The sequence below is a fragment of the Rufibacter ruber genome (assembly GCF_014138425.1).
Lineage (GTDB): Bacteria > Bacteroidota > Bacteroidia > Cytophagales > Hymenobacteraceae > Nibribacter > Nibribacter ruber_C.
The window spans coordinates 301,482-325,822 of record NZ_JACJIQ010000004.1 but is presented as its reverse complement, the minus strand read 5'-3'; the positions used below and the strand labels follow the sequence as shown (position 1 = coordinate 325,822).

At 53.4% G+C, this 24,341-nt stretch carries 20 protein-coding genes; 13 read left to right on the top strand and 7 right to left on the bottom strand.

Annotated elements, in window-relative coordinates:
* The first annotated feature begins 325 nt into the window (after positions 1–325).
* The 3 genes from FHS90_RS06930 to FHS90_RS06920 all read left to right on the top strand — a co-directional run bounded on the left by FHS90_RS06930 (position 326) and on the right by FHS90_RS06920 (position 3,117).
* Positions 326–1,108 (top strand): SDR family NAD(P)-dependent oxidoreductase, encoded by a 783-nt coding sequence (locus FHS90_RS06930; protein ID WP_066835259.1) that lies wholly within the window; start codon positions 326–328, stop codon positions 1,106–1,108.
* A 147-nt stretch (positions 1,109–1,255) separates the two neighbouring features.
* A complete protein-coding gene (locus FHS90_RS06925; RefSeq protein ID WP_066835257.1) occupies positions 1,256–1,897 on the top strand; it encodes a DsbA family protein in 642 nt (213 codons plus the stop codon).
* Positions 1,898–2,205: 308 nt separating this feature from the next.
* Positions 2,206–3,117 (top strand): universal stress protein, encoded by a 912-nt coding sequence (locus tag FHS90_RS06920; protein WP_066835255.1) that lies wholly within the window; start codon positions 2,206–2,208, stop codon positions 3,115–3,117.
* 497 nt (positions 3,118–3,614) lie between these two features.
* On the opposite strand, the gene FHS90_RS06915 is transcribed toward FHS90_RS06920, so the two are convergent.
* Positions 3,615–6,875 carry a DUF3098 domain-containing protein gene (locus tag FHS90_RS06915; protein WP_246386732.1) on the bottom strand — a complete coding sequence of 1,087 codons (3,261 nt, stop codon included), beginning with the start codon at positions 6,873–6,875 and terminating at the stop codon, positions 3,615–3,617.
* Positions 6,876–7,278: 403 nt separating this feature from the next.
* On the opposite strand from FHS90_RS06915, the gene FHS90_RS06910 reads away from it, so the two are divergent.
* From FHS90_RS06910 to FHS90_RS06895, 4 genes are all read left to right on the top strand, one after another.
* Entirely contained in the window at positions 7,279–8,559 is a 1,281-nt protein-coding gene (locus FHS90_RS06910) for a sensor histidine kinase (RefSeq protein WP_066835251.1), read from the top strand.
* 350 nt (positions 8,560–8,909) lie between these two features.
* Positions 8,910–9,488, top strand: a complete 579-nt coding sequence (locus tag FHS90_RS06905) for a hypothetical protein (protein WP_066835249.1) — start codon at positions 8,910–8,912, stop codon at positions 9,486–9,488.
* Between the two features lie 52 nt (positions 9,489–9,540).
* Positions 9,541–10,647: a DNA alkylation repair protein gene (locus FHS90_RS06900; protein ID WP_182512485.1), complete on the top strand. Its 1,107-nt coding sequence runs from the start codon at positions 9,541–9,543 to the stop codon at positions 10,645–10,647.
* Between the two features lie 272 nt (positions 10,648–10,919).
* The gene (locus tag FHS90_RS06895; protein WP_182512484.1) at positions 10,920–11,633 is read left to right on the top strand and encodes a response regulator transcription factor; all 714 of its coding nucleotides are present in this window, start codon (positions 10,920–10,922) and stop codon (positions 11,631–11,633) included.
* A gap of 60 nt (positions 11,634–11,693) precedes the next feature.
* Here FHS90_RS06895 and FHS90_RS06890 read toward each other — a convergent pair whose 3' ends face one another.
* The 5 genes from FHS90_RS06890 to FHS90_RS06870 form a co-directional block, all read right to left on the bottom strand.
* Entirely contained in the window at positions 11,694–11,876 is a 183-nt protein-coding gene (locus FHS90_RS06890; RefSeq protein ID WP_182512483.1) for a hypothetical protein, read from the bottom strand.
* Between the two features lie 6 nt (positions 11,877–11,882).
* Complete coding sequence (locus FHS90_RS06885) at positions 11,883–14,318, bottom strand: SusC/RagA family TonB-linked outer membrane protein (RefSeq protein ID WP_246386730.1); 2,436 nt, start codon at positions 14,316–14,318, stop codon at positions 11,883–11,885.
* 139 nt (positions 14,319–14,457) lie between these two features.
* Positions 14,458–15,414, bottom strand: a complete 957-nt coding sequence (locus tag FHS90_RS06880; protein WP_182512481.1) for a hypothetical protein — start codon at positions 15,412–15,414, stop codon at positions 14,458–14,460.
* A 233-nt stretch (positions 15,415–15,647) separates the two neighbouring features.
* Complete coding sequence (locus FHS90_RS06875) at positions 15,648–16,157, bottom strand: cupin domain-containing protein (RefSeq protein ID WP_182512480.1); 510 nt, start codon at positions 16,155–16,157, stop codon at positions 15,648–15,650.
* Between the two features lie 18 nt (positions 16,158–16,175).
* Positions 16,176–16,670, bottom strand: a complete 495-nt coding sequence (locus FHS90_RS06870) for a hypothetical protein (RefSeq protein WP_182512479.1) — start codon at positions 16,668–16,670, stop codon at positions 16,176–16,178.
* Between the two features lie 286 nt (positions 16,671–16,956).
* Here FHS90_RS06870 and FHS90_RS06865 point away from each other — a divergent pair, with 286 nt between their 5' ends.
* From FHS90_RS06865 to FHS90_RS06840, 6 genes are all read left to right on the top strand, one after another.
* Complete coding sequence (locus FHS90_RS06865) at positions 16,957–19,356, top strand: heavy metal translocating P-type ATPase (protein ID WP_182512478.1); 2,400 nt, start codon at positions 16,957–16,959, stop codon at positions 19,354–19,356.
* A 151-nt stretch (positions 19,357–19,507) separates the two neighbouring features.
* Positions 19,508–20,437, top strand: a complete 930-nt coding sequence (locus FHS90_RS06860) for a M20/M25/M40 family metallo-hydrolase (RefSeq protein WP_182512477.1) — start codon at positions 19,508–19,510, stop codon at positions 20,435–20,437.
* A gap of 69 nt (positions 20,438–20,506) precedes the next feature.
* On the top strand, positions 20,507–21,010 hold the full coding sequence (locus FHS90_RS06855) for a hypothetical protein (protein ID WP_182512476.1): 504 nt from the start codon (positions 20,507–20,509) through the stop codon (positions 21,008–21,010).
* A gap of 98 nt (positions 21,011–21,108) precedes the next feature.
* Positions 21,109–21,627 (top strand): 3'-5' exoribonuclease domain-containing protein, encoded by a 519-nt coding sequence (locus tag FHS90_RS06850; RefSeq protein WP_182512475.1) that lies wholly within the window; start codon positions 21,109–21,111, stop codon positions 21,625–21,627.
* 342 nt (positions 21,628–21,969) lie between these two features.
* Positions 21,970–22,455, top strand: coding sequence for an RlpA-like double-psi beta-barrel domain-containing protein (locus tag FHS90_RS06845; protein WP_066835231.1), 486 nt, complete (start codon positions 21,970–21,972; stop codon positions 22,453–22,455).
* Between the two features lie 250 nt (positions 22,456–22,705).
* Positions 22,706–23,383 carry a porin family protein gene (locus FHS90_RS06840; RefSeq protein ID WP_066835229.1) on the top strand — a complete coding sequence of 226 codons (678 nt, stop codon included), beginning with the start codon at positions 22,706–22,708 and terminating at the stop codon, positions 23,381–23,383.
* A 190-nt stretch (positions 23,384–23,573) separates the two neighbouring features.
* Here FHS90_RS06840 and FHS90_RS06835 read toward each other — a convergent pair whose 3' ends face one another.
* The gene (locus tag FHS90_RS06835) at positions 23,574–24,218 is read right to left on the bottom strand and encodes a ferritin-like domain-containing protein (protein ID WP_182512474.1); all 645 of its coding nucleotides are present in this window, start codon (positions 24,216–24,218) and stop codon (positions 23,574–23,576) included.
* Between the last annotated feature and the right edge of the window lie 123 nt (positions 24,219–24,341).

Sequence of the window (24,341 nt, the reverse complement as noted above, 5' to 3'; positions counted from 1 at the left end):
GAAAAACAGGCCGAAAACAGCAAGAGTAACCCAAACGGGAAGTAGGCAGAATATGTCTTCATAACCTCCCAGAAGGGAGGAGCAACTACGTTTTCTAATTGGGATTCGCCCTTGAGGTTTGCCCAAATAAGGGTTTGCTGCAGCAGCGAAGCTCATAAAAAGCTGCGTCACCAGTAAACCAGGCATTCTCAGCTAACTTCCCTCCAGGGAAGGGAACGTTTTTGCGCTGTTTTCAGAAAAATAAGCCGGAAACAGAAATCCAGAGAATGCTGCCCATACAACTTCCTGCTGTTTTCCTTCGAATACGGGACTAAAACTGAACCCAATGCAGAGCTATTATTCTTCAAAAGTTGTCCTTATTACCGGCGGTGCCCAGGGCATTGGTCTGGGCATGGCGCAGGCCTTTGCGCAGGCGGGAGCCCAGGTGGTGATCACCGATCTGGACCAGGAGGCAGGGCAGGAGGCGCTGGAGCGGCTGAAGGGGCAAAATTTAACGCTAACGTTTATAGCCTGTGATGTAAGCCAGGAACAGCAGGTGCAGCAGCTCATGGCGCAGGTGCAGGAAAAATTCGGGCGGCTGGATGTGCTTGTCAACAACGCAGGCATTGCCTCGCCGCCCAGGACTCCGCTGGCAGAGTTGCCCATCTCTGAGTTTGACCAGGTGCTGGGCGTGAACCTGCGGGGGCCGCTGCTATGCAGCAAATACGCGCTCCCGCTGCTAAAGAAAGCCGCGCATCCTGCCATCCTGAACATCACGTCTACCCGCGCGTTCATGTCAGAACCCAACACGTTTGCCTATTCTGCCTCTAAAGGCGGATTGGAGGCGCTTACCCACTCCTTGGCAATAAGTTTAGGGCCAAAGATACGAGTAAACGCCATCAGCCCCGGCTGGATTGAGACGGGGCCCTGGGAGAAAGAGAGCAAGCGCTATGAGCCCCACCACCGCCCGCAAGACAAGGCCCAGCACCCGGTGGGGCGGGTGGGCACGCCCGAAGACATTGCCCGGGCGGCATTGTTCCTTTGCTCAGACCAGGCGGGGTTTATTACCGGCCAGCGCCTCACCATTGACGGCGGCATGACCGTGAAAATGATTTACCATGATGAATAGCCCTGATTTCTGTTTTCGGCCCGTTTTTAAGAAAACAGGCCGAAAACAGGCATTCTTTCAGTGGGTTCTTTGGTGATATTTAACCACCGAAGTGAATCTTTGTGCCGCCCTTGCCTGTAAAAAGAACCGGAACATTGTGTAATGCCTATGCTGAAGCTGCCTGATAACCCGCTCCTTTTATATGTCACAGACCCCATGTGTGCCTGGTGTTATGGGTTTACCCCCATTGTTAGGCGGCTGCGGGCGCTGTGGTACGGCCGGTTATCAGTGCAGGTGCTGGTGGGCGGGTTGAGGCCTTATGCGCAGGAACCCCTCAGTGACCTGGAAAAAGACAATCTGGCCGTGAGCTGGCACCGTGCCCAGCTGAAATGCCAGTTGCCGTTTGACTACAAATTTTTCCTTCGGCAGGAGCTGACCTATGACACAGAACCCGCCTGCCGGGCGCTGCTCACCGTGAAGCACCTGCGGCCCAACCTGACGCTGGAAGTACTGAGGGCTCTGCATTCTGCCTTCTACGCAGATGGCAGGGACATTAGTAAACCCGAGGTGCTGGTGGAGGTGGTACGGCCGTTTGGGATCTCTGAGAACTTGTTCCTGGCCCTGTTTGAGACCGAGGAAATCTACAGGCAAACCCAGCAGGAGTTTGAGATGGTGGAGCGGCTGGGGGTGAGTACGCTGCCCAGCGTCTACCTGGACCACCCCAATGGCCCCCGCCTCATCTCCCGCGGCTTCTGCGCCCTCCCAGAACTGGAGGAACGATTGCTGCAGGCGTTTGAAATCCCTTTTTAAGCCTGCACCACTGTTTTTACAGGCAGCCCGCTTTGATGAGGATCTTTCAGGTTTCCATGCTATGTGAGCGCGCTTTGGGTGGGGAAATTACCAGCGAGGGGCTGTTGTAAGGTTTGCTTTCGGCACGGAATAACATCTTCCGGAAAGGTATTTGTCAGCAGATCCTCTGTGTAGGTGATGCCGCTTTGCAGCGCTAAATTTGTTTTTTCTGAGTTCCACCAGTGACTCTGAACCTTAGGCCAGGTAACGGAAAACCATTTGGGGGAGTAGACGAAAAGGAAGCCTTTTCTCATGAAACCTGCAGAACTATGAAAACCATTGCCTTACTCACTGATTTCTCACAGGAAGCCCATCAAGCCATTCATTTTGCGGTAGAGCTGGGCCGTACGCTGCAAGCCCGGCTGGTGGTGGTGCATTCCTTTGACCCCAACAATTATGTGCCTGGTACCACCACATCGGTCTCAGGGGTAAACTGGTCAGACCCCACGCTGTATGTGCCCAACCAACTGGAACTGACCAATGAACGGGAAAAGATGACCCGGGAGAACCTGTGGCGCCTGGTAGAAGACATACGGCAGCAGGCACAGGGGCTGGAGGTGCAGGGCGAGGTAATTCTGGGTGTGGGCATGGATTCTGCCGTGACGTATCTGCAAACCCAGGCCGTAGACCTGGTGGTGATGGGCACCAAAGGCGCTGACTCGGCCCTGGAGCGGTGGGCGGGGACCAACACCGCCTATGTCATGAACCACGCCCCCTGCCCGGTACTGGCCGTGCCCGCGCATGCTGACTACCACGGCATCAGGAAAATTGTGTACGCGACAGACCCGTTTCAGGAGGAGGAATGGCACCTGCGGGAACTGCAGGCGCTGGCCCAGATTTTCAGGGCAGAGATCACCGTGCTGTACGTGCAGGATGATCTGGACTCACAGGAAAGCGAAGACCGCTGGCAGGCCTTTGTGAACAGGTGGTCTACTCAGGTGCCCTCCCTGCGTTTTGCGCGCCAGTTCAATGATAAAACCGCCGAAGCCATTGAAGAATACGCCCACGCCAGAAATGCTGACCTGCTGGTGGTGGCCAAGCACCACCGCTCTTTCTGGAACAGGCTCTTTGGGGGCACCAGCCCCGCCGATAGGTTAGTGTTTGACAACGTGTTGCCTACCCTGTCGCTTCCGCCGCTGGAGGAGGGGCAGGCCCCGCAGGGGACCTTGTTCTCTAGCTAAATGCAAAGAAACGGTACTGGCGCAGCCACTAGCAGGTCTAAAGACACTGCCAGGTCTTTTTAAATAACCGCTTTTTCTGTGGAGGAGGTTAGGTTGCTGGAGCCAATTACGTATTACCATTTGTACACGCGTGGCATCAACGGTGAAACCATCTTTAGAAGTAAGCATAACTACGTCCGCTTCCTGGAGCTGTTCTTGGCGGCAGAGAAAACTACATGGCATTCCATGATTCTCTGGCGCAAGAACATCTTTAAAATAGAGCACCCTTCCTGATAGAAGCTGACCTATAGCCTCTGCTCACAAGACCTGGCAGTGTCTTTCAGGTTTGCTAATATCTGGGCCAATTGCGTTTCTGGGCTGTTTTTCAAAAAACAGCCCAAAAACAGCAACTGCTTGTGAAGGGATTTTTTCAAAGGAGTGAGAACGAGCCGCAGTCGCCAAAAGCTTCTACACTTCGGCCACAAGATCCTTTCAGGATGACAAATAAGGATGAGCCCCTAATTCCTAATTAAATTGTATTCCCGCAGAAACACCTCCTCCAACTGCTTTGCTTGGGGCAAACCGCCTGCATACGCCGCCTGCACCAGGTTCTGCAGACCGTACAAGTTCACACTCCGTTCACGCTCAAAATACGCGGGCTGGGTGCGGTAATACTGCAGCTGTGTTTCAAACCTTCTGGCCAGCAGCTGCGCCAACGCCTGCGCCTCTTTTTTCAATCCGGCCTGGGCCAGCGGCAGCACCAAACCGGCGCTTTCAAAGTTGTGCGGGGCGCCTTGGTCGGGGAGCAGGGCCAGGCATTGCTGCAGCACTTTCCGCGCCTGGGCGGTGTCTCCGGCGGCCAAATGCGCCAACGCTAAATCAGCGAAATTGCGGCGGTACACAGGCACAATCTGCGTCACAAAATTCTCCTCGTAGGGGTGGTCGTTTTGGTTTAGCCCGGTGAACCGGAACCTCTGCAGCAGGCTTTCCTGGGTGCGGGGACGGTCCACGAAGTATTCGGCTTGCGGGTCTGGGTTGCGGGCGGGCACCAAGCGCAGGGCCATGCCCTCCAGTTGCAGGAACGGCTGCAGGCCCAGCTCTGCGGTCTCGGCGCCGGTGCTGGCGAAGTAGATAGGCCGTTTCCATTGGTTGGTGGCCAGCACGTCCAGCAGGAACAGGTGTTTTTTCTCCAGCGCCTCCGCTTTCAGTTCCCAGTTCAGGACGGCCGGAATCTGACTGGCTCGTTCAAGTGACACTACCCCGTTCTGCAGCACCGCCTCCCGGTTCACGGGCAGGCTCAGCTTTTTGGTGGGCAGCACGTTGAGGGTGCGGCCGTTCTGGGTTTGCACCTGCAGGGCGGGGTGGTGCTGTTGGAGCAGGTGCAGGTACTGGTTCAGGTCCATGCCGCTGTCCTGCACGCTGGGGTTGGGTACATAGGGCAGGTAGTTGTTGTTGCTGAAGGCGTAGTGCGGCAGCTTAAGCGTGGTGGGCAGCGGGGCCGAGGCATTCACCTGCCGCATGGCCTGCTCGGCGTACCAGTCGGTGTTGAGGTAGGTCATAACCAGCACGCGCACATCGGTCCTGAAGCCCTCCACCTCCTGCGCGTACCACAGCGGAAACGTGTCATTGTCGCCGTTGGTGAATAGAATGGCATTGGGCGCCACGCTGCTCAATAGGTTTTTGGCTGAGTCAAGGGCGTGGGAACGGTGGGAGCGGTCATGGTCGTCAAGCCCTTCGGCGAAGAGAATGGCGGGGACGGAGAGGGCCAGCACCATGGCCAGTACCGCCGCCGCCACGGCAGATTTTACCAGTTTCCGCAATCCTTCGGCCAAGGCCAGAACCCCCAAACCCATCCAGATGCTGAAGGCGTAGAAGGAGCCCGCAAAGGTGTAGTCGCGCTCCCGCGGTTCCACGGGCGGCTGGTTCAGGTAGAGCACAATGGCCATGCCCGTGAAGAAGAAGAGCAGCAGCATAACCCACGCGTCTCTGTTTTGGCGCCGAAATTGGAAAAACAGGCCAAAAACGCCCAGCAGAAACGGCAGCAGGAAAAACTGGTTGCGGTACTTGCTGCTGGCCATGGGCTGGGGCAAGTCGTTTTTTTTCTCCCACGGCCACAGCACGCCCGCATGCTGCACCTCACTCTCGCGGCCAATGAAATTCCACCCGAAGTACCGCCAGTACATGTGCCCCAGCTGGTAGTTCCACAGGAAGCTCAGGTTCTGGGGGAAGCTGGGTTTCTGCCCCTGCCGCACGTCCACCCAGTGCTGGTACGCCCGCAAATGTACGGGCTGGTCTGAGTAGAGGCGCGGCAGCAGCGTGTTGTCTTTCTCGTCATAGACGCTCTCAAATTTCTGGTCCACCACCGCGTATTTCCCGTTCTGCGGCGCGTACACTTGGCCCGTGTTCTCATAACTCTGCGCCTGCGCCTGAAACTGCGGACCGTACAGCAGTGGCCGGCTGCCGTACTGCTCGCGCTTGAGGTAGCTCACAAATGACAGAATGTTCTCCGGGTTGTTCTCGTCAATGGGCGGGTTGTAGCCGCTCCGGATGGGCACCATCAGGTAAGACGAATAACCGGTCAAGACCAGAATAAAGGCCACCAGGGCCGTGTGCAGCAACGGTTTCTGGTGGTTCTTGGCCCAGCGCAGCCCGTACTCCATAGTCGCCGCCAGCAGCAGCAGAAACACCGCCGCCCCGCCGCCGTACGGCAACCCTATGCTGTTCACAAAAAACACCTCAAACGCTCCGGCCACCGAAGGCAAGCCCGGAATCATGCCTTCCATCACGGCCAATACCAACGCCCCGCCCACGGCCAGCGCGGCCAGAATTCCTGCTTTGGAAGGCTTGTAATTTTGAAAATACACCAGCAGCGCCAGCGCCGGAAGCGCCACCAGGTTAAGCAAATGCACGCCAATGGACAGCCCCACCAAATAAGCCAGGAGCAAGAGCCAGCGGACAGACTCTGGTTGGTGGGCCTGCTGCTGCCATTTCAGCGCCGCCCACACTACAATGGCCGTAAAGAACGACGACATGCCATACACCTCGGCCTCAACCGCACTGAACCAGAACGAGTCTGTGAACGCAAACGCCAGCGCGCCCACTGCCCCGCTGCCCAGCAGCAGCACCTTTTGCGCAGAGGTAGGGCCTTCGGCCGAAAGCGGGAGGAGCCGCTGGGCCAGCAGCGTGATGCTCCAGAACAGAAACAGCACCGTAACCGCACTGCTCAACGCCGACATAAAATTCATCCACCACGCCACCTGGCCCGTATCGCCTAAACTCAGCAACGTGAACAGCCGCCCGATGAGCAGAAACAGCGGTGCCCCCGGCGGGTGCGGCACCTGCAGTTTGTAGGCCGCCGCAATGAACTCGCCGGTGTCCCAGAAGCTGGTAGAAGGCTCCAGCGTGGCCACATACACCGCCAGCGCCACCAGTGCCACCAGCCAACCGGTGAGGGTGTTGAGCCTGTGGTAAAACTTCCAAAGGGAGGGGGGCTCACCCCCAGCCCCTCTCCCACGGAGAGGGGAGTTCTGCTGTTGCGTTTCCGGGGTGTTTTTCCTGAAAATGCCCCAAAACGGAAACGCCAGCCCCGTCACCACCAGCAACGGCCCCAGTGTGAGTCCCAGAAACCCGTAGCCGTGCGGGGTGGGGTCGGTGGCCATCAAGATGAACCCCAGCGCAATCACGCCCATGCCTATGAATAACGGGATGAACTGTTTTCTGGTGAAGAGAAAAGTTGCGTGCGTAGTTGGCGGTTGGGTGGTTTTAGGGGCGGTGGTCATGGTTGGTGATTATAAATTTTGATTTATTGACAAGTATTTCGTCCCCCTTTGAAGGGGGTAGGGGGATGATGACTCGTGCTGATTAGGCATTCCAGTTTCTTAGTTACCGGAGCTATAGGATATTGAGCAAGCGCAGAAGAAACTGCCGAGATAAAGCAGAATCTGTGATTCCCGCAAGTCAGAATTACTCTTTCCATTTCAAGGGTTTTATTTATTTCAAGCGGCCTTGTCATCCCCTACCCCCTTCAAAGGGGGACAGGCAGATATGCTATTTCCTGTTCCTAAATCTGTCCATTGCAAACATACTGGCTACAGAAAGGCACCCAGGTTAATGGTTTGTAAAAAGATGTTAATGAGATGTTAACGCGGTGGCAGAGCCGCAGAAAACCTTTACTTTTAACCCATGAGCAGGAAGAAAATCCAAATCATTCTGGTGCTGGCCAGCGTGGCGCTGACCGCCCTGCTGGGCGTGCAGGGGGTGTGGCTGGCCAAGGCGTACAACGTGCAGGAGCGGGCGTTCAACCACAGCGTGCAGGTGGCTTTGACCCATGTCTCTGACCAACTGCTGACCCAATCGGGCAAGACGCCTTCTTCGGCGAAGCCCATTCAACAGGTGGCCTCCAACTTCTTTGTGGCCGAGCTGAACGCCCCGGTTGACCCGGCGCAGGCGGCGCAGCTGCTGCAACAGGAACTGGCGCAACGCCAACTGCAGGAGCCGTATGAGTTTGGCCTCTACCACAGCCTGGATGATACGCTTATGTTTGGGCGGTATGTTCCGGCCTCGCAGGGAATAGCGGCGGCTGGGGCCGAGGCGGCTGTGATCAAACATGCGCAGGAGGGGGCTGCGCCGATGTATAATCTGGCGGTGGTGTTCCCAACCAAGACCTCGTTCATCTTGAAGGAGATGGAATTCTGGTGGTACAGTACGGGTGCCTTGCTGCTGGTGGTGCTGTTCTTCGCCTATACCATGGTTCAGATTTTGAAAGAGAAGCGACTGGCCGAGCTGAAGACCGACTTCATCAACAACCTCACCCACGAGCTGCAGACGCCCATCACCAACATAGGCCTGGCCAGTGAAGTATTGCGTAAACGCGCCGAGACCTTGCCCGCGGAACGGCTCACCCGCTACCATGACCTCATTCACGCTGAAAACGAGCGGCTGCGGGCGCAGGTGGAGCGGGTGCTGCAGATGGCCACCATGGAAAGCCGCGAGCTGGCGCTCAAGAAAGAAACCGTGGACCTGCACGCGCTGTTGGAGCAAACCAGTCAGAACCTGTCGCCCCGCCTGCAGCAGCGGTTTGGGAAGCTGCGGCTGGATTTGCAGGCCACCCAGCCGCTGGTGCAAGCAGATAGCCTGCACGTGGCCAACGCCCTCTACAGCCTGCTGGACAACGCTGAGAAATATTCGCCCCAGGCGCCAGAGATTGAGGTGAGCACCCGTGACGTGGAGCAGGGCATTCTCATCAGCATCAAAGACCGCGGCGTGGGCATCAAGAAAGAATTCCAGAAGTTCCTGTTTGACAAGTTCTACCGCGTGCCCACCGGCAACGTGCATGACGTGAAAGGCTTCGGGTTGGGGTTGAGCTACGTGAAAGCCATCATGGACGCGCACCACGGGCAGGTCACCGTAGAGAGCGCCGAGCAGCAGGGCACGTGTTTCAGGTTGGTGTTGCCGGTAGGGTAACGGGGTGAGGGTGGCAGAAGGTGGGGGATTGTAAATCAGTGGTTCTTGTTGCTGCTGTTATTGTTCAGGCTTGTAAACCTTTTGCTACTTTACCCGATACTCCCCCTTTGAAGGGGGTAGGGGGATGTTTACACAGGAGTGTCCACGTATTGCTAAACCACATTTCCTTATGAACGGTTGGGTTACTTCTGTGACTTTAACAATACGTGAAACACAGAAGTAATTTTTACCTTTAAAGTTGCGAACGTCATGACCGGCAGGGGTAAACATCCCCCTTCGCCCCATTCATAGGGGGAGTATCCTAATCGCTTTGGGAATTCTATTAAGAATTAACTTCACAAATAAAGAGCATGCTCCAGAAGTTTGGAACCGTTTATCTGATAATCTTAGCCTCTGTGATCGTGAGCGGCTTGTACGGGATTTTGCATGACCAAATTACGTACTCCATTTCGCCGGAATACTACACCAAATTCAAGTTTTACCAGTTTGGGTTAGAAGACTATTTTTACCAGTCTCCCCGCCTGGGAGTTGCCCTTGTAGGGGTTCAAGCAACTTGGTTTCTGGGACTGGCAATAGGAATACTAATTGGCTTGGTTAGCTTCTTGCATAAGCAGCCGAAGCAGATGTTGCTGGAGGGGCTAAAGGCGCTGGGTGTGGTGCTGTTGGTGACTGCTTTGGTGCCTGTGGTATGCGTCCCTATCTACTTTTGGGACGATCTTTTATGTGGCGTACACTACGCCCGGTATTTAACTACCCTGCCTGATTTTGTGCCTCCCACTGTCAAAGTACATGACCACTTCGCTTTCTTTGTGGTAGGCACCATTCATAATCTGAGTTATTTAGGCGGCATGGTGGGTATGTTGGCTGGAATTATGTACCACGTCTGGAGCTCTCGAAAGCCATCTAGAGTCAATCTTGCCACCCTCTAGCGTTTTTGACCTGTTTTCTGGAAATTAGCCCAAAAAGCAAACCCGCTCTCCCATGGCCACGCCACTCAAAGAAGTCTATTCCCCGCAGTTTTATGAGGCCTTTGCCAACGTGTTGCAGAAGATTTTGCCCGCACTGAACAAAGAAGAGTTCAAGCGGCAGATCTTCAATGATAGCTGGGCAACCAAAGAGCTGAAGGAGCGCATGCGGCACACGGCGCAGGTGCTACACGGTTTCCTCCCGAAGCAGTTTCCAGAGGCGGTGCGCGTTATTTTGCAGACCATTGAAGCAATTAAGGCTCAGCGGTTTCCGGTGCGGCACGTGGAGTTCATGTTCTTCCCAGATTACGTGGAACTGTACGGGCTGGAGGACCCGGTCACCGCTAGCAAGGCCATGGAGGAAATCACCCAGTTCATCAGCTGTGAGTTTGCGGTGCGGCCGTTTTTGCTCAAATACCCCCAGCAGATGATGGCGCAGATGCTGGCCTGGACACAACATGAACATCATGCGGTAAGGCGGTTCGCCAGCGAGGGGTGCCGGCCCCGGTTGCCGTGGGCCATGGCGCTGCCGTTCCTGAAGAAAGACCCCGCGCCCATTCTGCCCATTCTGGAGAACCTGAAAGCCGATGCCTCTGAGTTCGTGCGCCGCAGCGTGGCCAACAACCTCAATGACATCTCCAAAGACAACCCCGCGCTGGTGCTGCAACTGCTGGCCCAATGGAAAGGGCAGACCCCGGAGACCGACTGGGTGGTGAAACACGGCTGCCGCACCTTGCTCAAACAGGGCCACACCGAGGTGCTGAGATATTTTGGCTTTGAGGGCGGGGCGCAGTTGGCCCTGCAGGATTTCAAAGTACTCACCCCCCAAGTACCCTTAGGCAATGATTTGCGCTTCTCGTTCGTGCTCCAGAATACGTCTGAGCTTCCGCAGAAGGTGCGGCTGGAGTATGGCGTGTATTACCAGAAAGCCAATCAATCGCTGGCCCGCAAGGTGTTTAAAATAAGTGAGCGGGAGTACGCGCCGGCAGAGCAGGTGGCGGTTACCCGCAAGCAGAGCTTCAAGTTCATCACCACCCGCAAGTACTACCCCGGTCCGCACCGCGTTTCATTGATTGTAAACGGGCAGGAGAAGGAGATGGCAGATTTTACGGTGGTAAGGTAAAGCGCCGCCGTTCCAGAACATCTGGGGGGTACGGCTTTCTGAAGCAGGCGGCGGCTGGTGGTTGAGGGCGTTTCTTCGCAAAGGCGGTACCAACAGACGCTTGCGCCAGGCCTGCTGATAGACTGGCCGAAAGGCTGGGAAACCGGCTGCTGCAGAAAGAAGGTCTTGTGGTGGCAATTGAACCTCAAAATAGCGTTTTTGGCCTGTTTTCCGGAAAATAGCCCAAAAACGGAAACGTCCTGTGTCTTACATTTTGCTACTTGTATCTAACTATGGCGCACATTCTCATTGTGGAAGATGATCCCAACCTGGGTTTCCTGCTGCAAGACAGCCTGGAGGGCGCGGGCTACGCCGTCACGCTCTGCCCAGACGGGGAAGCCGGTTTATCGGCCCTGGCCGAAACCACGTTTGACCTGTGCGTGCTGGACGTGATGCTGCCCAAACTGGATGGCTTCACCCTGGCCGAAGAAATGCGGAGGCGCGGCCTGCCGACGCCGTTCATGTTCCTCACGGCCAAAGCGCTTAAAGCCGACCGGCTGCAGGGCTTTGAACTGGGCTGCGATGATTACCTGACCAAACCCTTCGGGCTGGAGGAACTGGTGTACCGCGTAAAAGCCATCCTGCGCCGAACCTCCCAGCATCCAGAACCGGCTCCCGCAGAGCCTTCCCCGGCCTCGGCGGCCGGCGATGTTTTCACGCTTGGCGCTTCTACCTTGGCGTTCAAAAACCTGCAGCTGCACGTGGCGGGCCACACCCACACCCTCACCCACCGGGAGGCCGAGCTGCTAAGGTTATTCGCGCAGCACCCGCACCAGTTGCTGCGCCGCGAAGAGATTCTGCAGCGCCTCTGGCAAGACGACGGCTATTTTGTGGGCCGAAGCCTGGACGTGTTCATCTCGCGCCTGCGCAAGTACCTGCAGCCAGATGCTACGGTGAAAATCACCACCGTGCACGGCCGCGGCTACAAGCTGGAGGTGGCGGCGTGATTTTCCGTTTTCGGGCTGTTTTGGCGAAAACAGCCCGAAAACGGAAAATTGGGAGTGAAGCTACAACGTGACGTTCAACTGCAGCGAGAATGTACGGGCCTTGGGATACGCAAACCCATCAAAGCCATACGCGGTTTCCGGGTCTTGCCCGGAGTAATCTGTAAGCACAAACACGTTTTGGGCGGTGGCCTCTAATTGTAAGGAAGCCCGGTTTTTGAATACCCGCCCAAAGTCATAGCCCAAAGAAAGTTATTCCAGCCGAAAGAAAGAGGCGTCTTCTAAGTAGTAATCAGAGAGGTATTGGGTGTTCCTGAAATTAGTAGAAAAGACGCTTGCGCTGATGTTGTTGGGTGCCTCATAACTTACACTTCGGTAGTTCCCGTGAAAGGCAGCAGGACCGTTGTAAACTGAATGCCCAGTCGCCGCCCTGGCTAGAAAATCAAAAGACCATTTCTGATAGGCTACATGGCTTCTTAACCCCATAAGAGTAGAAGGAATGGCACTTTGAGAGGCGGTAAAATCAGGCAACCCATCTGAATTACTGTCTGTATACTGTCCTTCTAACGGTTTCCCGTCCTGGTATTTCTGCTGGTGGAGATAGAAAGCATACGGGGAGCCACCGTTCTGGCTTAGCAGACGGGGGAACGAGCTGTTAATAAAAAAGGCAGAACTGCCATAAGACGCCCATTGCAAATCCTGAATTTCTGAGGTGCTATAAGAGGTGTTCAGGGCCAGGGCCCATTTAACTTTAGGGGTATTCACTACCGTATAGTCAAGTGCTACCTCAAAACCAGAGGATTTGAGCTTCCCCTCATTAGAGAGGAGGTAGGCATAAATAGAAGCGCTATTCAGGAATTGATAGACCAACAGATTATTGGTGGTCCTGTTGAAATAATCTACAGAGCCTTGCAACCTCCCTTGAAACAAACCCAGGTCTACCCCTAGATTGATAGAGGTAGTCTTCTCAGGAGTAAGTTCTGGCGAATAAAGTATTGCGGTAGTTTGGGTAAAACTGTTTACGGTATTCTCCTGTGAAACAGGAAGGTTGTACTGCACCCCATAGCTGGCTCTAAACTTAAGCGTTGATAAGGCCTGTAGTTGTTGAAGAAAGGGTTCTTCGGTTAAAAGCCACCCTGCCCCCAGGGCGGTAGAGGTAAATTTATTTTCCGCCGGCGCGAATATTCCGCTTTCATCTTGTCTAATGGCGTAGGTGGCAAAGTATTTATTTTTAAGGGTATAGTCTATTTTTCCAAAAAAGGCAGAATGTTTACTAGATGCAAAACCTGTACGCTTTCTGCCCTGATCATTGCCATAGGGGTTATCAGCAAACACAAGGCGGTCACTATAAGAATAGGTCCTTTTCCGGTCCTGTTTAAATAGCCCCGCTGTCACATCTACATGGCTTTGCAAGGCTTGTAAGGTATCTGTGTAAGAGAGAGAATAGGTCTGGGTTTTGTTCTTTAGGCCTTGCTCAAATTGAGAATATAAGCCCATGGCGTTCCTGGTGCTGGGGGTATCATCCCGTTTGGCATTGTAAGCATCATACCCTACCTGTGCATGGGCGCTCAAGCCCGGCAAAAAACCAAAACTATATGCTACCTGCAGATTGGCTATTTCTTTTTCCCCGGTACCGTCATTCTTCTGGTTTTTCAGGAGCTTGAGAGGGTTGGGGTATTCTAAATGGTTCTCTTCAGCATCATTGGGTAAGGTGGGGTTATACCAAAGCGGAAGGTCTATCATTCTCTCGTTGGGGAGGCGGGAATCACTGCTGCCTCTTCTCAGGTGCAGGGCGGTTTTTAAATGGTTCTTGAAGAAGGATGGGGTGAGTGATAAGGCCGTGGAGGCGCGGGTAAAGTGCGAATTGGTTAAAATGCCGTTCTGGTTTAAATAACCCAATGACACGCGGTAAGGGAGCCAGCCCAGTTGGCCGCTCAAGGCCAGGTTCTGGTCATGGCTCACCGCATTCTCATACACTTCCTCCTGCCAGTCTGTGCTGGCAGAACCCAGGCCCGCCTGCGCTTCCGGCATGCCGTATTGGCGAACGGCCTCCCGGAACTGGTCAGCCGAGAGCACCGGTACTTTCTTGGCCAACTGGGCAACCCCCATGCGGGAAGAAAACTGTACCTGTAGTTTCCGGCCGGCCGTACCTGTTTTGGTTGTAATCAAGAGCACTCCGTTTGCGCCAAGGGCACCATAGAGTGCCGTGGCTGCCGCGTCTTTCAACAGCGTAACAGAGGCAATGTCATTGGGGTTGAGGAGGCTTAAAGGTGATTCCAGCATCTGCATAGCCTCTGACGCAATGATGATGCCGTCAAGCACCAGTAAAGGAGTGTTCTGGCCCGCAAGGGTGGTGACCCGGTGCAACCTGAAGAGGCTGCGCGCACCGGGAGCACCGTCTGTGGGAGTGATGTGAAATCCGGCCATTTGCCCAGAGAGTAAATTCACTGGGTTAACTATCAGGCCTTTGTTAAATGCTTCTGATGGCACTGTTACTTCAGCGCCAGTGAGAGAGGTTTTCTTAGCGTTGGCTGGCCGCAGGGCCACGGTATCTGCCAAGGCTTGCGTTTCTGGCTGGGGTAAAGACTGTGCGTTCCCCACCCATGAAAATACAGTTAAGACAAGGAAGAAGAAAGAAAAGACCTTAGTGGGAAAATTAGTGAGATGAAAACGGTAGAAGAAAGGCATAAAATATTAGATAAGAAGAAAATAAGCACAAATATGCATTTGTTCCTGCTGCTTCCCAACGGTTTCTTCTCTCTTTTACCAGTGCCCGCCAACTTTCTGTTTTCGGCCTGATTTTCCAAAAACAGGCCGAAAACAGAAATCACTCACGCGCTTCCTTTTCCTTCTCCCGTTTCTTCTGCGCTTTCTCTGCTTTCTTCTGCGCCTTGTTGGTCTCTTTGATTTTCTTGAGCTGTTCAACAATGTTGATAGAACCCGTTTTTTCCCCGTCCATCTCAATGGTGCCCACCACGTCACTTTTAGGCTCCAGCACTGAGTGCAACACCATGTGGTACGGCCAGTCCTTGTCCCCGAACACGGCTTTGAAAGTAGTTTTTAGAGGGCTCCTGATGTCTGAAGTGGCTTCTACCTGCACCGGGGTTTTGCTCTGCGCCTTGACCAGGTACACCTTCTTGAGCTTGCCAGAGGTAAACGCGAAGTCTTTCAGTTTCATCTTGATGTCATAGCGCCGCACATAAAAGTCAAAGTGGTTGGGGTTGTCAATGAGCATGGTCATGAGCATGGCCATGTTGTCCAGCCCAAAATCAGTGATTTTCACATCTACCAGTTCCTGCCCCGGTAGCGCGGGGAGTATCATGTCCAGGTCTTGGTCAAAATCCAGCTGCTGCCGACCAAACAGGCGCATGTCTATAAACGCAATAATGTGCGCGCGCACTTTTCCGCCTTCCCGCACCTGCCGCCGCACCAGTTCCCGGGTTACGTTGTGGTTCATGGTCACGGGCAGCTTGAGTTGTTGTATATCGCCTTCCAGTTCAGCTTTAGAAAATACCTTCTTGCCTTTGGCGATGCTGGTGCCGTACAGTTTAAAATCATAGGCTACGCTGTCTACTAACCCAGAGAGGAGAGAAGGCTTCACCTGGGTCACCATATTCATAGTGGCAGTCTGTTGGTCTATCTGCACGTTGGTGATGCGCAGGTAGTCAATGTCTGGGCCGAAGTACCGGACCAGCTTGCGGGTAGGGGTGAGGGCAAACACCAAACCTACCGCCACCACCAAAACCAGCAGGGTCAACAGGGTAATCTTCAGACCTTTTTTCATCTCAGCATAACGTAAGTGAAAGCGGGCAGAAAAGTACCCACTCCCGCTAACGCAACCGGTAAAAGGAGGTTGGTGACGTATTGATAATTAAGTATTTACCCTGATGGGTTTAGGCAGAATGACTGGGCTGAAAAAAAGTAAGGAGGAGGGAAGCTGTTTTTGCGCTGTTTCCCCCAAAACAGGCTAAAAACGCTTCCCGTCCTCCTTAAAGAACAGTGCCTTCCGGCGAAGCCTTATTTAATCAAGGCCATCTTAAAATTGGTGAGCGCGTGTACGGCATGCGGCACATGGGCGGGTATCTGTATGATTTGACCGGTTTTCAGGGTCTGCGCCCTCTCCTCCTGCGGAAACTCAAACGAACATTCGCCTTCCAGCATGATCAGGAGCGCGTCTTTGGGCGTGGTGTGGCTTTTCAGGCCCTGGCCTTTGGCAAACGCAAAGAAAATGACCTTTTGCCCGTCCTGGTCAGAGAGAATCTTGCTTTGGAAGCGGTATGCTGAATACTCCAGCGTACCGGCCAGATCAGGTAAAATATGTTTCTGCATTTTATGCGTGGTAATATGGTTTCTGAGCAGGCTTTTGAGGCTCTCCAGGTAGTCTTCATAGCGGTCAACGGGGGCGTTGGGCTGCGGCGGAAGCGTGAGCGGGTTCTCCTCCAGGTACTGGTACAGCTCTGGGTAGTTGCTCTGGATATTGGAGGTGAGCCAGGTGATCTCTTCTAACGATTGGCTAGCGGTTCTCATAGAGGTAGGGCTAAGAAGTTAAGAAACCAGTTCCTGTAGTTGATGGAGGCGAAGGCGCTCCTGGTGTTTCTCCAGAATTGTACTCTTGTGCACCACGCCCGCCGTGTACAGCAGCCCTCCAAACTTGAGAAACTCCAGCGCCACATACATGAAATGGAGGTTGCTGCTGCCCGGGTTGTTCCCGTTAATAATAGCCAGGGCGCGCACATCCAGGGCCGGCAGTAGCCAGAAGGTCTGCAAGAGCAGGATGACGGTGAAACAGCTCACCAGTGTCCATTCCTTTTTGGTGGCATGGTTGAAAAGCAACCCCAGAATGGCCACCGAGCAAAGGGCAATCTCCACCTTGTTCATCACCCCAAACACCAGCCGGCCAATGCCCAGACCCAAGGGCAAGGTGATGCCGGGGGCGGTGAATTTAATGGGGGCTTCAATGAAGGAAATACCCACAATCATGCCCGCCCAGACAAAGAGGGCGGCGGCGGTGACAAACGTGAGGGTATGGGAGCGTTTCATGATGTTAAGTTCTGAGTCCTGAGTTTGCGTGACAGCACTTTCCGTTTTCGGCCTGTTTTCGTGAAAACAGGCTAAAAACAGCCTCCTTCTTTCTGTTCTGAAACATACTTCTAAAATTTATGACTCAGAACTCAAGACTCAGGACTATGCGTGCTGCCATTTGCAGTACAAATATCTGCGTTCCGGGGGGCGGTGCGCATGAGGAGCGTCATGAAACGGGGTGATGTTTGTCATGTTTTTCGGCGGGGCCGGAAGGTAATTTTGTATTGGAATTAAAAGAGAAGTTATGCTCCAGACCGCACATCCAGAGACTGACGTACACACCTGCTACCATTGCGGCGATGAATGCACCAGCACCCCCATTCACTTTGATGAGAAGGAGTTCTGCTGCGAAGGCTGCAAAGTAGTCTATGAATTACTCGCTGAAAACGACCTTTGTACCTATTATACTTTAGACGACCGCCCCGGCATTTCGGTGAAAGACCCCATTGCCTCGGCGCGGTTTAAATATTTGAATGATGCCAAGGTGCAGCAGCAACTGCTGGACTTCCAGAACGACAGCATCAGCAAAATCACGTTCCATATTCCGCAGATGCACTGCAGCTCGTGTATCTGGCTTCTGGAGAACCTGAACCGGCTCAACCCCGGCGTGACCGATGTGCACGTGAATTTCCTCAAAAAGGAGGCTGCCGTTACGTTTGAGCACCAGGTGACCACGCTGGCGCAGGTGGTGGAACTCATGGCCCACATTGGCTACGAGCCCCAGATTACCCTCGCCGACATGGAAGGCCCCGCCCCCAAGAAAGACCGCTCTATTTACTACAAACTCGGCCTGGCGGGCTTCTGTTTTGGCAACGTGATGCTGTTGAGTTTCCCTGAATATTTTGGGGGGCTGCAGCACCACTTCGGGCGGTTCTTCGGGTGGTTGAACGTGCTGTTGTCGTTGCCGGTGTTTCTATACAGCGCGCGCGGCTTTTTTACCTCTGCGTGGCAGGGACTGCAGCAACGCATGATTAATCTGGACCTGCCCATCGCTATTGGGTTGCTGTCTCTGTTCAGCGTGAGCATTTATGACATCGCCACGGGCAAGGGCCCCGGTTTCCTGGATTCGTTCACCGGGCTGGTGTTCTTCATGCTCATTGGCAAGCTGGTGCAGCGCCGCACGTATGACTCGCTGGCGTTTGACCGGGAGTACACCTCGTACTTCCCAATCTCGGTGACGGTGCTCAAGAACGGCGAGGAAATCCCTACTTCAGTGAAAGAACTCAAGAAAGGGCAGCGCATTCTGGTGCGTAACCACGAGCTCATTCCCGCCGATTCTATTCTGCTCAGAGGCACCGCCAACATTGACTACAGTTTTGTGACGGGTGAATCTGTGCCGGTGGCGCGGGTGGCCGGGGAGGTGATTTACGCCGGGGGCCGCCAACTGGGCGAAGGCATTGAGCTGGAGGTGGTGAAAGAGGTGTCGCAGGGCTACCTGACCCAACTCTGGAACCACGTGAACTTCAAGAAAGAAGAGAAGCAGACCCTGGAGAACTACGCCAACGCCGTGGGCAAGCCGTTCCTGATTGTGACGCTGATTATTGCCGCCGCCTCATTGGTGTACTGGGTGCCGCGTGATACTGATATGGCCATCAAAGCCTTTACCTCAGTGCTGGTGATTGCCTGTCCTTGTGCCTTGTCATTGGCCACGCCGTTCACGCTGGGCGCTACGCTCCGCATCTTCGGCAAGCACAAGTTTTACCTCAAGAACAGCGGCGTGGTAGAAGCGTTGGCCAAGGCCGATGTGGTGGTCTTTGACAAAACCGGGACCTTGACCGAACCCAGCTCTGCCGAGATTACCTTTGTGGGGCATGCGCTTTCTGCGCAGGAAGAGCAGCTGGTGCGCAGTGTTCTGAAACATTCTACCCACCCGTTAAGCCAGCGCCTGTACGCCCAACTGCAAGGCAAACCGCAACCGGTTTTGAATTTCCTGGAGAAACCAGGGGCCGGGCTGCAAGGCACCGTGGGTGACACGCTGGTGGAGGTGGGGTCTGCCGTCTGGGTTGGGGCCGAATTCAAAGAGGCCCATGACAACAAGCAGACCCGGGTGTTCATCTCCTTTGATGAGGAAGTGCGCGGCTACTTCACCTTCCAGAATGTGTACCGCAAAGGCCTGCAGGAGCTGATTCAGGAGCTGGGTAAAACCAAAAAGCTGGCCGTGCTCTCCGGCGACAATGACAGCGAGGAGCCGCGTCTGCGCCAGCTCTTCGGGCCGGAGGCCCAGATGCGGTTCAACCAGAGCCCCATGCAGAAGCTGGAGTACATCAATGCCCTCAAAGCCCAGGGCCATTCCCCCATCATGGTGGGAGACGGCCTGAACGATGCCGGGGCCCTGCGCCAAAGTGATGTGGGCCTGGCCCTGACAGATAATGTAACCGGCTTCTCCCCGTCCTGTGACGGTATTCTGGACGCGAAGCAGCTACCCAGGTTGGCCCATTTTATTAAATTCTCCCAGACCAGCCTTCGGCTGATATTGGCCGCCTTCGGGGTGTCGTTTATCTACAATATTATTGGCCTGACCATGGCCGTGATGGGTGAGTTTACGCCTATTGTGTCTGCCATTCTCATGCCGGTGAGTACGCTGAGTGTGATTTCTTTTGCGGTGCTGAGCGTGAAGCTGGCCGCTAAGAAAGCAAGGCTTTAAAATAGAAAAGTAGCGTTAACAGTGGGGCCGTGGTTCTTGTCATGAGAACTCCGGCCTTTGCGTTTTTGGCCTGTTTTTCTGAAAACAGGCCAAAAACAGGAATTGGGGCGGCAGCTGTCTGAGTTTCATATTTTTGCTGTATCTTTTCCTCATGAAGAAAACAGTTGCCCTCCCTCGTTCTCTTGCCGCATTGGTGGCCGTTTGCAGCCTCTGCCTTGGCTCCTGTGCCCAAAGCTCTTACCAGCCCGCCCCGGTGCCCCAGGTGCTGAAGGATGTAGAGATTTTGGCGGCTGACTCCATGGAGGGGCGCTTGCCCAACACCCCCGGCCATGCCAAGGCGCAGCAATACCTCCTGAAACGCTTTCAGCAGGTGGGGCTTCAGCCGGTGGGGGGGCAGTACCAGCACACCTTCACATTTTCGCCCCGCGGAAGCAGTGTAACCGTGCCAGGGGTGAACCTGGTAGGAGTGAGGACCGGATCTTCGCCAAAAAAGATAGTGGTCACCGCCCATTATGACCATGTGGGAACCCGTAACGGACAAATTTACAACGGGGCCGATGATGATGCCTCCGGGATTGGGGCCATTCTGGCCCTTGCCGAGCATTTTAAAAATGAAAAGCCTAAACACACCCTGGTGTTTGTTGCCTTTGACGCCGAGGAGCAGGGACTGGTGGGCTCTAAAGCTTTTGTCTCTAATTTGCCTTTCCCCAAAGAAGACATCCTGCTCAACGTGAACCTGGACATGGTGAGCATTTCAGACAAGAATGAGCTGTACGCCTCCGGTACCTACCACTATCCCTGGATCAGGCAACTGGTGGAGCAGGTGAAGTTGCCGGAGCAGTTTAGGCTGAGCTTCGGGCATGACCGCCCTGAGCAGGGCCATGATGACTGGACCCTGCAGTCAGACCATGGCAGTTTTCACCAGGCGCAGATCCCGTTCCTTTATTTCGGGGTAGAAGACCATCCGCATTACCACAAAGAGAGTGATGAGTTCCAAAACATTCACCAAAGCTTTTACCTGAAAGCGGTGGAGGTGATCTTAAAGGCGGTGCAGGTGCTGGATGAGAAGTTGCCGGAGTAGCAGGTTCCAGTCTGCGGAACCAGAAAAAGACGTACAGGTTGAAAAAGGCGTAACGCATCCAACCCCCCTATGAAAACTCTCTTGATAGCCTTCGTCTTCTTCCTTGCCTTTATACCAGATGGGGCGGCTCAGTCTGGATGGGAGACCTGGGACAAAAACTACCGCCTGGTCTATCTGCCAGAGGTCTTGAAGCTGGAGCAACAGTATGCAGACAGCATTGACCGCACAGCTGGTAAGAGCAGCTATTACATCAGGCATGATAAATACAGGTTTATGGCTATCTTTCTGGGAGAGTCCAGACCTGTAGACCCAAAGGTGCTAGGGTCTATGAAAAATGTATTCAAGCTCTCTGGCGGTGAACCAGATGCCTTAGGCCAGAATGTTGTGCATGAATACTTGTTTCAGGTTGGGGAGACTAAGTTTTGGGCACCTATGCAGAAACAGCTGGAAAAGTCATTCAAAAAAGAGGTGAAACCAAAAAAACAGGTGCTTCTCTATGGGCTGTTCCTCAATGAGCACTCCAGCAACGGGCTCTTTAATACGCTGCTTATCTCTGAATTTCAGGCGAAGTGACTTTCTGTTCTCAGAAATTGGGGCATCTGCAATGTATAAGACACCTTTAGGACAGGTGGGTAAAGGGGGAGGGTACACTACTAATAGAGAATAAAGGTATGACTTACATAATGGTAGATATTGAAAGCGACGGTCCCATTCCGGGTGATTATTCTATGGTTTCCTTTGGGGCGGTGGTAGTAGAGGAGGGTCTGGGGAAAACCTTTTACGGAAAGCTGAAACCCATATCAGAGAAATTTATTCCCCAAGCCTTAGCGGTTTCCGGCCATAGCCGGGAGGAAACCCTGGCCTTTGAAGACCCTGCTACAGTAATGGCCAGGTTTGCCCGCTGGATCAAAGAAAACACCACTGACAGAACCATATTTATCAGTGACAACAACGGCTTTGACTGGATGTTCATTTGCTGGTACTTCCACCATTTTACCGGCAGCAACCCGTTTGGGTTCAGCTCCCAGAATTTAGGCAGCCTGTATAAAGGGCTTGTAAAAGACACATTCAAGACGTTTAAGCACCTTAGAAAAACAGACCACACGCATCATCCGGTGGAAGATGCCAAAGGGAACGCTGAAGCCCTGTTAACGTTGAAAAATAAGTATGGCCTGAAGATCAGACTTTAAAACAATTCTGCTTTGGGGGCAAGTTCAGATGCTCTGCTTTCTTTGAAAGAATGTACAGAAAGACCCGGGAGGTGAGGTGTAGTATCAGGTACAAATGCTTCTTAGGGCTGGCTGCTCACCCATTTCTCACCTATTTGCATCTAATTAAGTTTCGTGTTGAAGCTACCCTTGCCGCTGTTTTTGGGCTGTTTTTGCTAAAACAGGGGAAAACCAGAGCGCATGCCATAGAAACTGCCTACAAGTCATACGTGTTATTTGTAACATTTCCAAGAAAAATAACCCTTTTTTTTAGCCACCGTTAAAGACCACTAGCTAAACCGATGTTCCACCAACAACGAAAGCATGGTCAAGAACCAAACATATGGACTTATTCTTCTTATCATTTTTCCATTCTTAAAAGAAATCTCAGGGTCCACCACGCCAGCTCCAGCAAAGCCGGTAAACGTAAGTACCCTGCCTGTCTGGTCTCCCCAACCTGTAACGCCTGCTGAACCAGAGCACATAACGGTAGACGCTTCTGTGTACTACCCGGAAGAGGAACAGACAGATGATACGCCCTTCATCACCGCAGACGGCTCCAGAATCAATGAGCGGAATCCGCGCAAGCACCGTTGGCTGGCATTGTCCAGAAACCTGCTGGCCCGTTGGGGCGGTGAAATTGAGTACGGAGACTCTGTGCTGGTAAAAGGTATTTCCCCCAAGTTAGACGGTGTCTACGTAGTGCGTGACGCCATGCACCGGCGCATCAAGAACCGGGTAGATATTCTGGTAGGCCCCCATGACAAAATCATGGGCTATTGGGAAGACGTAAAATTAATTAAACTGTAGGCGGTAAACGTCTGCTGCAACGTGTAAAACAGCTGCGGCCAGCCTTTCAAAGGCTGGCCGCAGCTGTTTTCTTTAGTGATGGAATCTATAATTGTTAATTTTTAACATTCTGAATTATAGATGTTTACAGCTTTTTCTAAATCCCGTTTGCTGAGGGTGTTTACCAGGTGGTCTGTTTTTGGCACGGTTTTGTATTAAGACCAGGCAAGAGTCCTGCAGGCTATTGGGAACAATGAAAACAGCAAGAGAGATGAAGAAGATAATACTAATGGTGGTGGTTTTGTTATCAGGGCTTATCACCAACGTTTCTGCCCAGAATGACGGGGTAAAAGTAGGCATTAAAGCAGGGTACAGCGCCACCAGCTGGCAAGGCGAAAGCGTGAAGAGTTTCAATGAACTGCTGGAGTTCTCCAACGGAAACGTGGAGACCAAATGGCGGCACGGCTTCCATGCGGGTATGTTTCTGAGCATACCGTTGGGCAGCGGGTTTGAGTTTGAGCCGGGCGTGCAGTATTCCCAGAAGGGGATGGTGCTGGAGGGCAGGGTGCCGGGTGGCGTGGGAGAATTCCTGAATGCCAAAGTCACCCTTACCAATAAAGCAGAATACATTGACATACCGCTCTTAGCCAAAGTATACGTGGGCGAAGGATTTAACCTGTTTGCCGGCCCGCAGGTGTCTTTCCTGCTGTCTAATAACGTGAATGTGAATGCCGGGGCGCTAGGCTTCTCTGCCTACAACAATGACTTTGAGTGGAAGACCGCGCAACGCTCCGTTGACGTGGGGCTGTCTGCGGGGCTAGGGTATCAGTTCCAGAACGGGCTGAGCTTGAGCGGGGGCTATGACATGGGGCTTACCACCATAGATGACAAGGCAGATTATAAATCATACAACCACGGGTTTAAAGCCTCTGTTGGTTTCAGGTTCTAAAGAGTTTAGTTGTATAGTGAATGTGTTATAGGATTAAAAAAGCGGCGGACATTGTCCGCCGCTTTTTTTGTTGGGGATGCCCCAGTTTCTGGCCGCTGCTTTTTCTTAGAATCAGGCTGTTTTTGGCCTGTTTTTCAGAAAACAAGCCAAAAACAGAAACCAGGCTCTCAATTAAAAGAAAGAGAAATATCTAAGCAGCGGTTCGCTTTCTGGTTAAGAAGGAGAGGCCGGCCACTAATTTGGCGGTTGGGATCTTCTTGGAAACCAGGCCATAAATTAATACTGCTCCTGCGGCGCCAGCTACTGCATACAACGCGGTACGCAGCGGCTTGCTCAGCGCCGGTGAGGCGATGGCGGCAGGTAAGCCACCTTGGGCCGGGGCGTAGCCGGCTGCCTCGTGAATCTGGTGCAGGTGGGTCAGAACATCTGTAGAGGCTTCGCGCTGGCGTAAGATGACCCCGCGTACCTCAGCTGGCAGCTCATGGTCCAGAGCATCACGGTAGGCTTTCTGCGCCCACTCCTCCCCATAGATGCAGGAGCCCAGAATAGCTTCCTCGTTGCTGCCGGTGATGGTGGCTTTAAAGTCCATCCACTGGCGGTACAATTTGCCTTTAGCAGTGGTGTCACGTTCAGGGCTGCCGCCGTGCTGCTGAATAATCTGGTTCAACTCATTGGCAAACGCCAGACGCTGCTGGGAGAAGCGGCGGTATACATCTTGTCTTAAAGAGTCTGTGCTTTCTTTCGCGGCGCGCTCATACCCTTCGCGGCCATCATGTACAAATTCGTTCAGTTCCTTCAGAACCTGCACGACTTTAGATTTTTCGTTCGCTGACATAGTTTCATTTTGGTTTTTCACCTGTTATGAACGTGAAAACAGCTAAGGAAGTTAGAGGAAAAAGGAACTGGCCAGATTTTATAAAATTTAAAAATGTAAAGTTGTTAGAGTACATCCTTATTT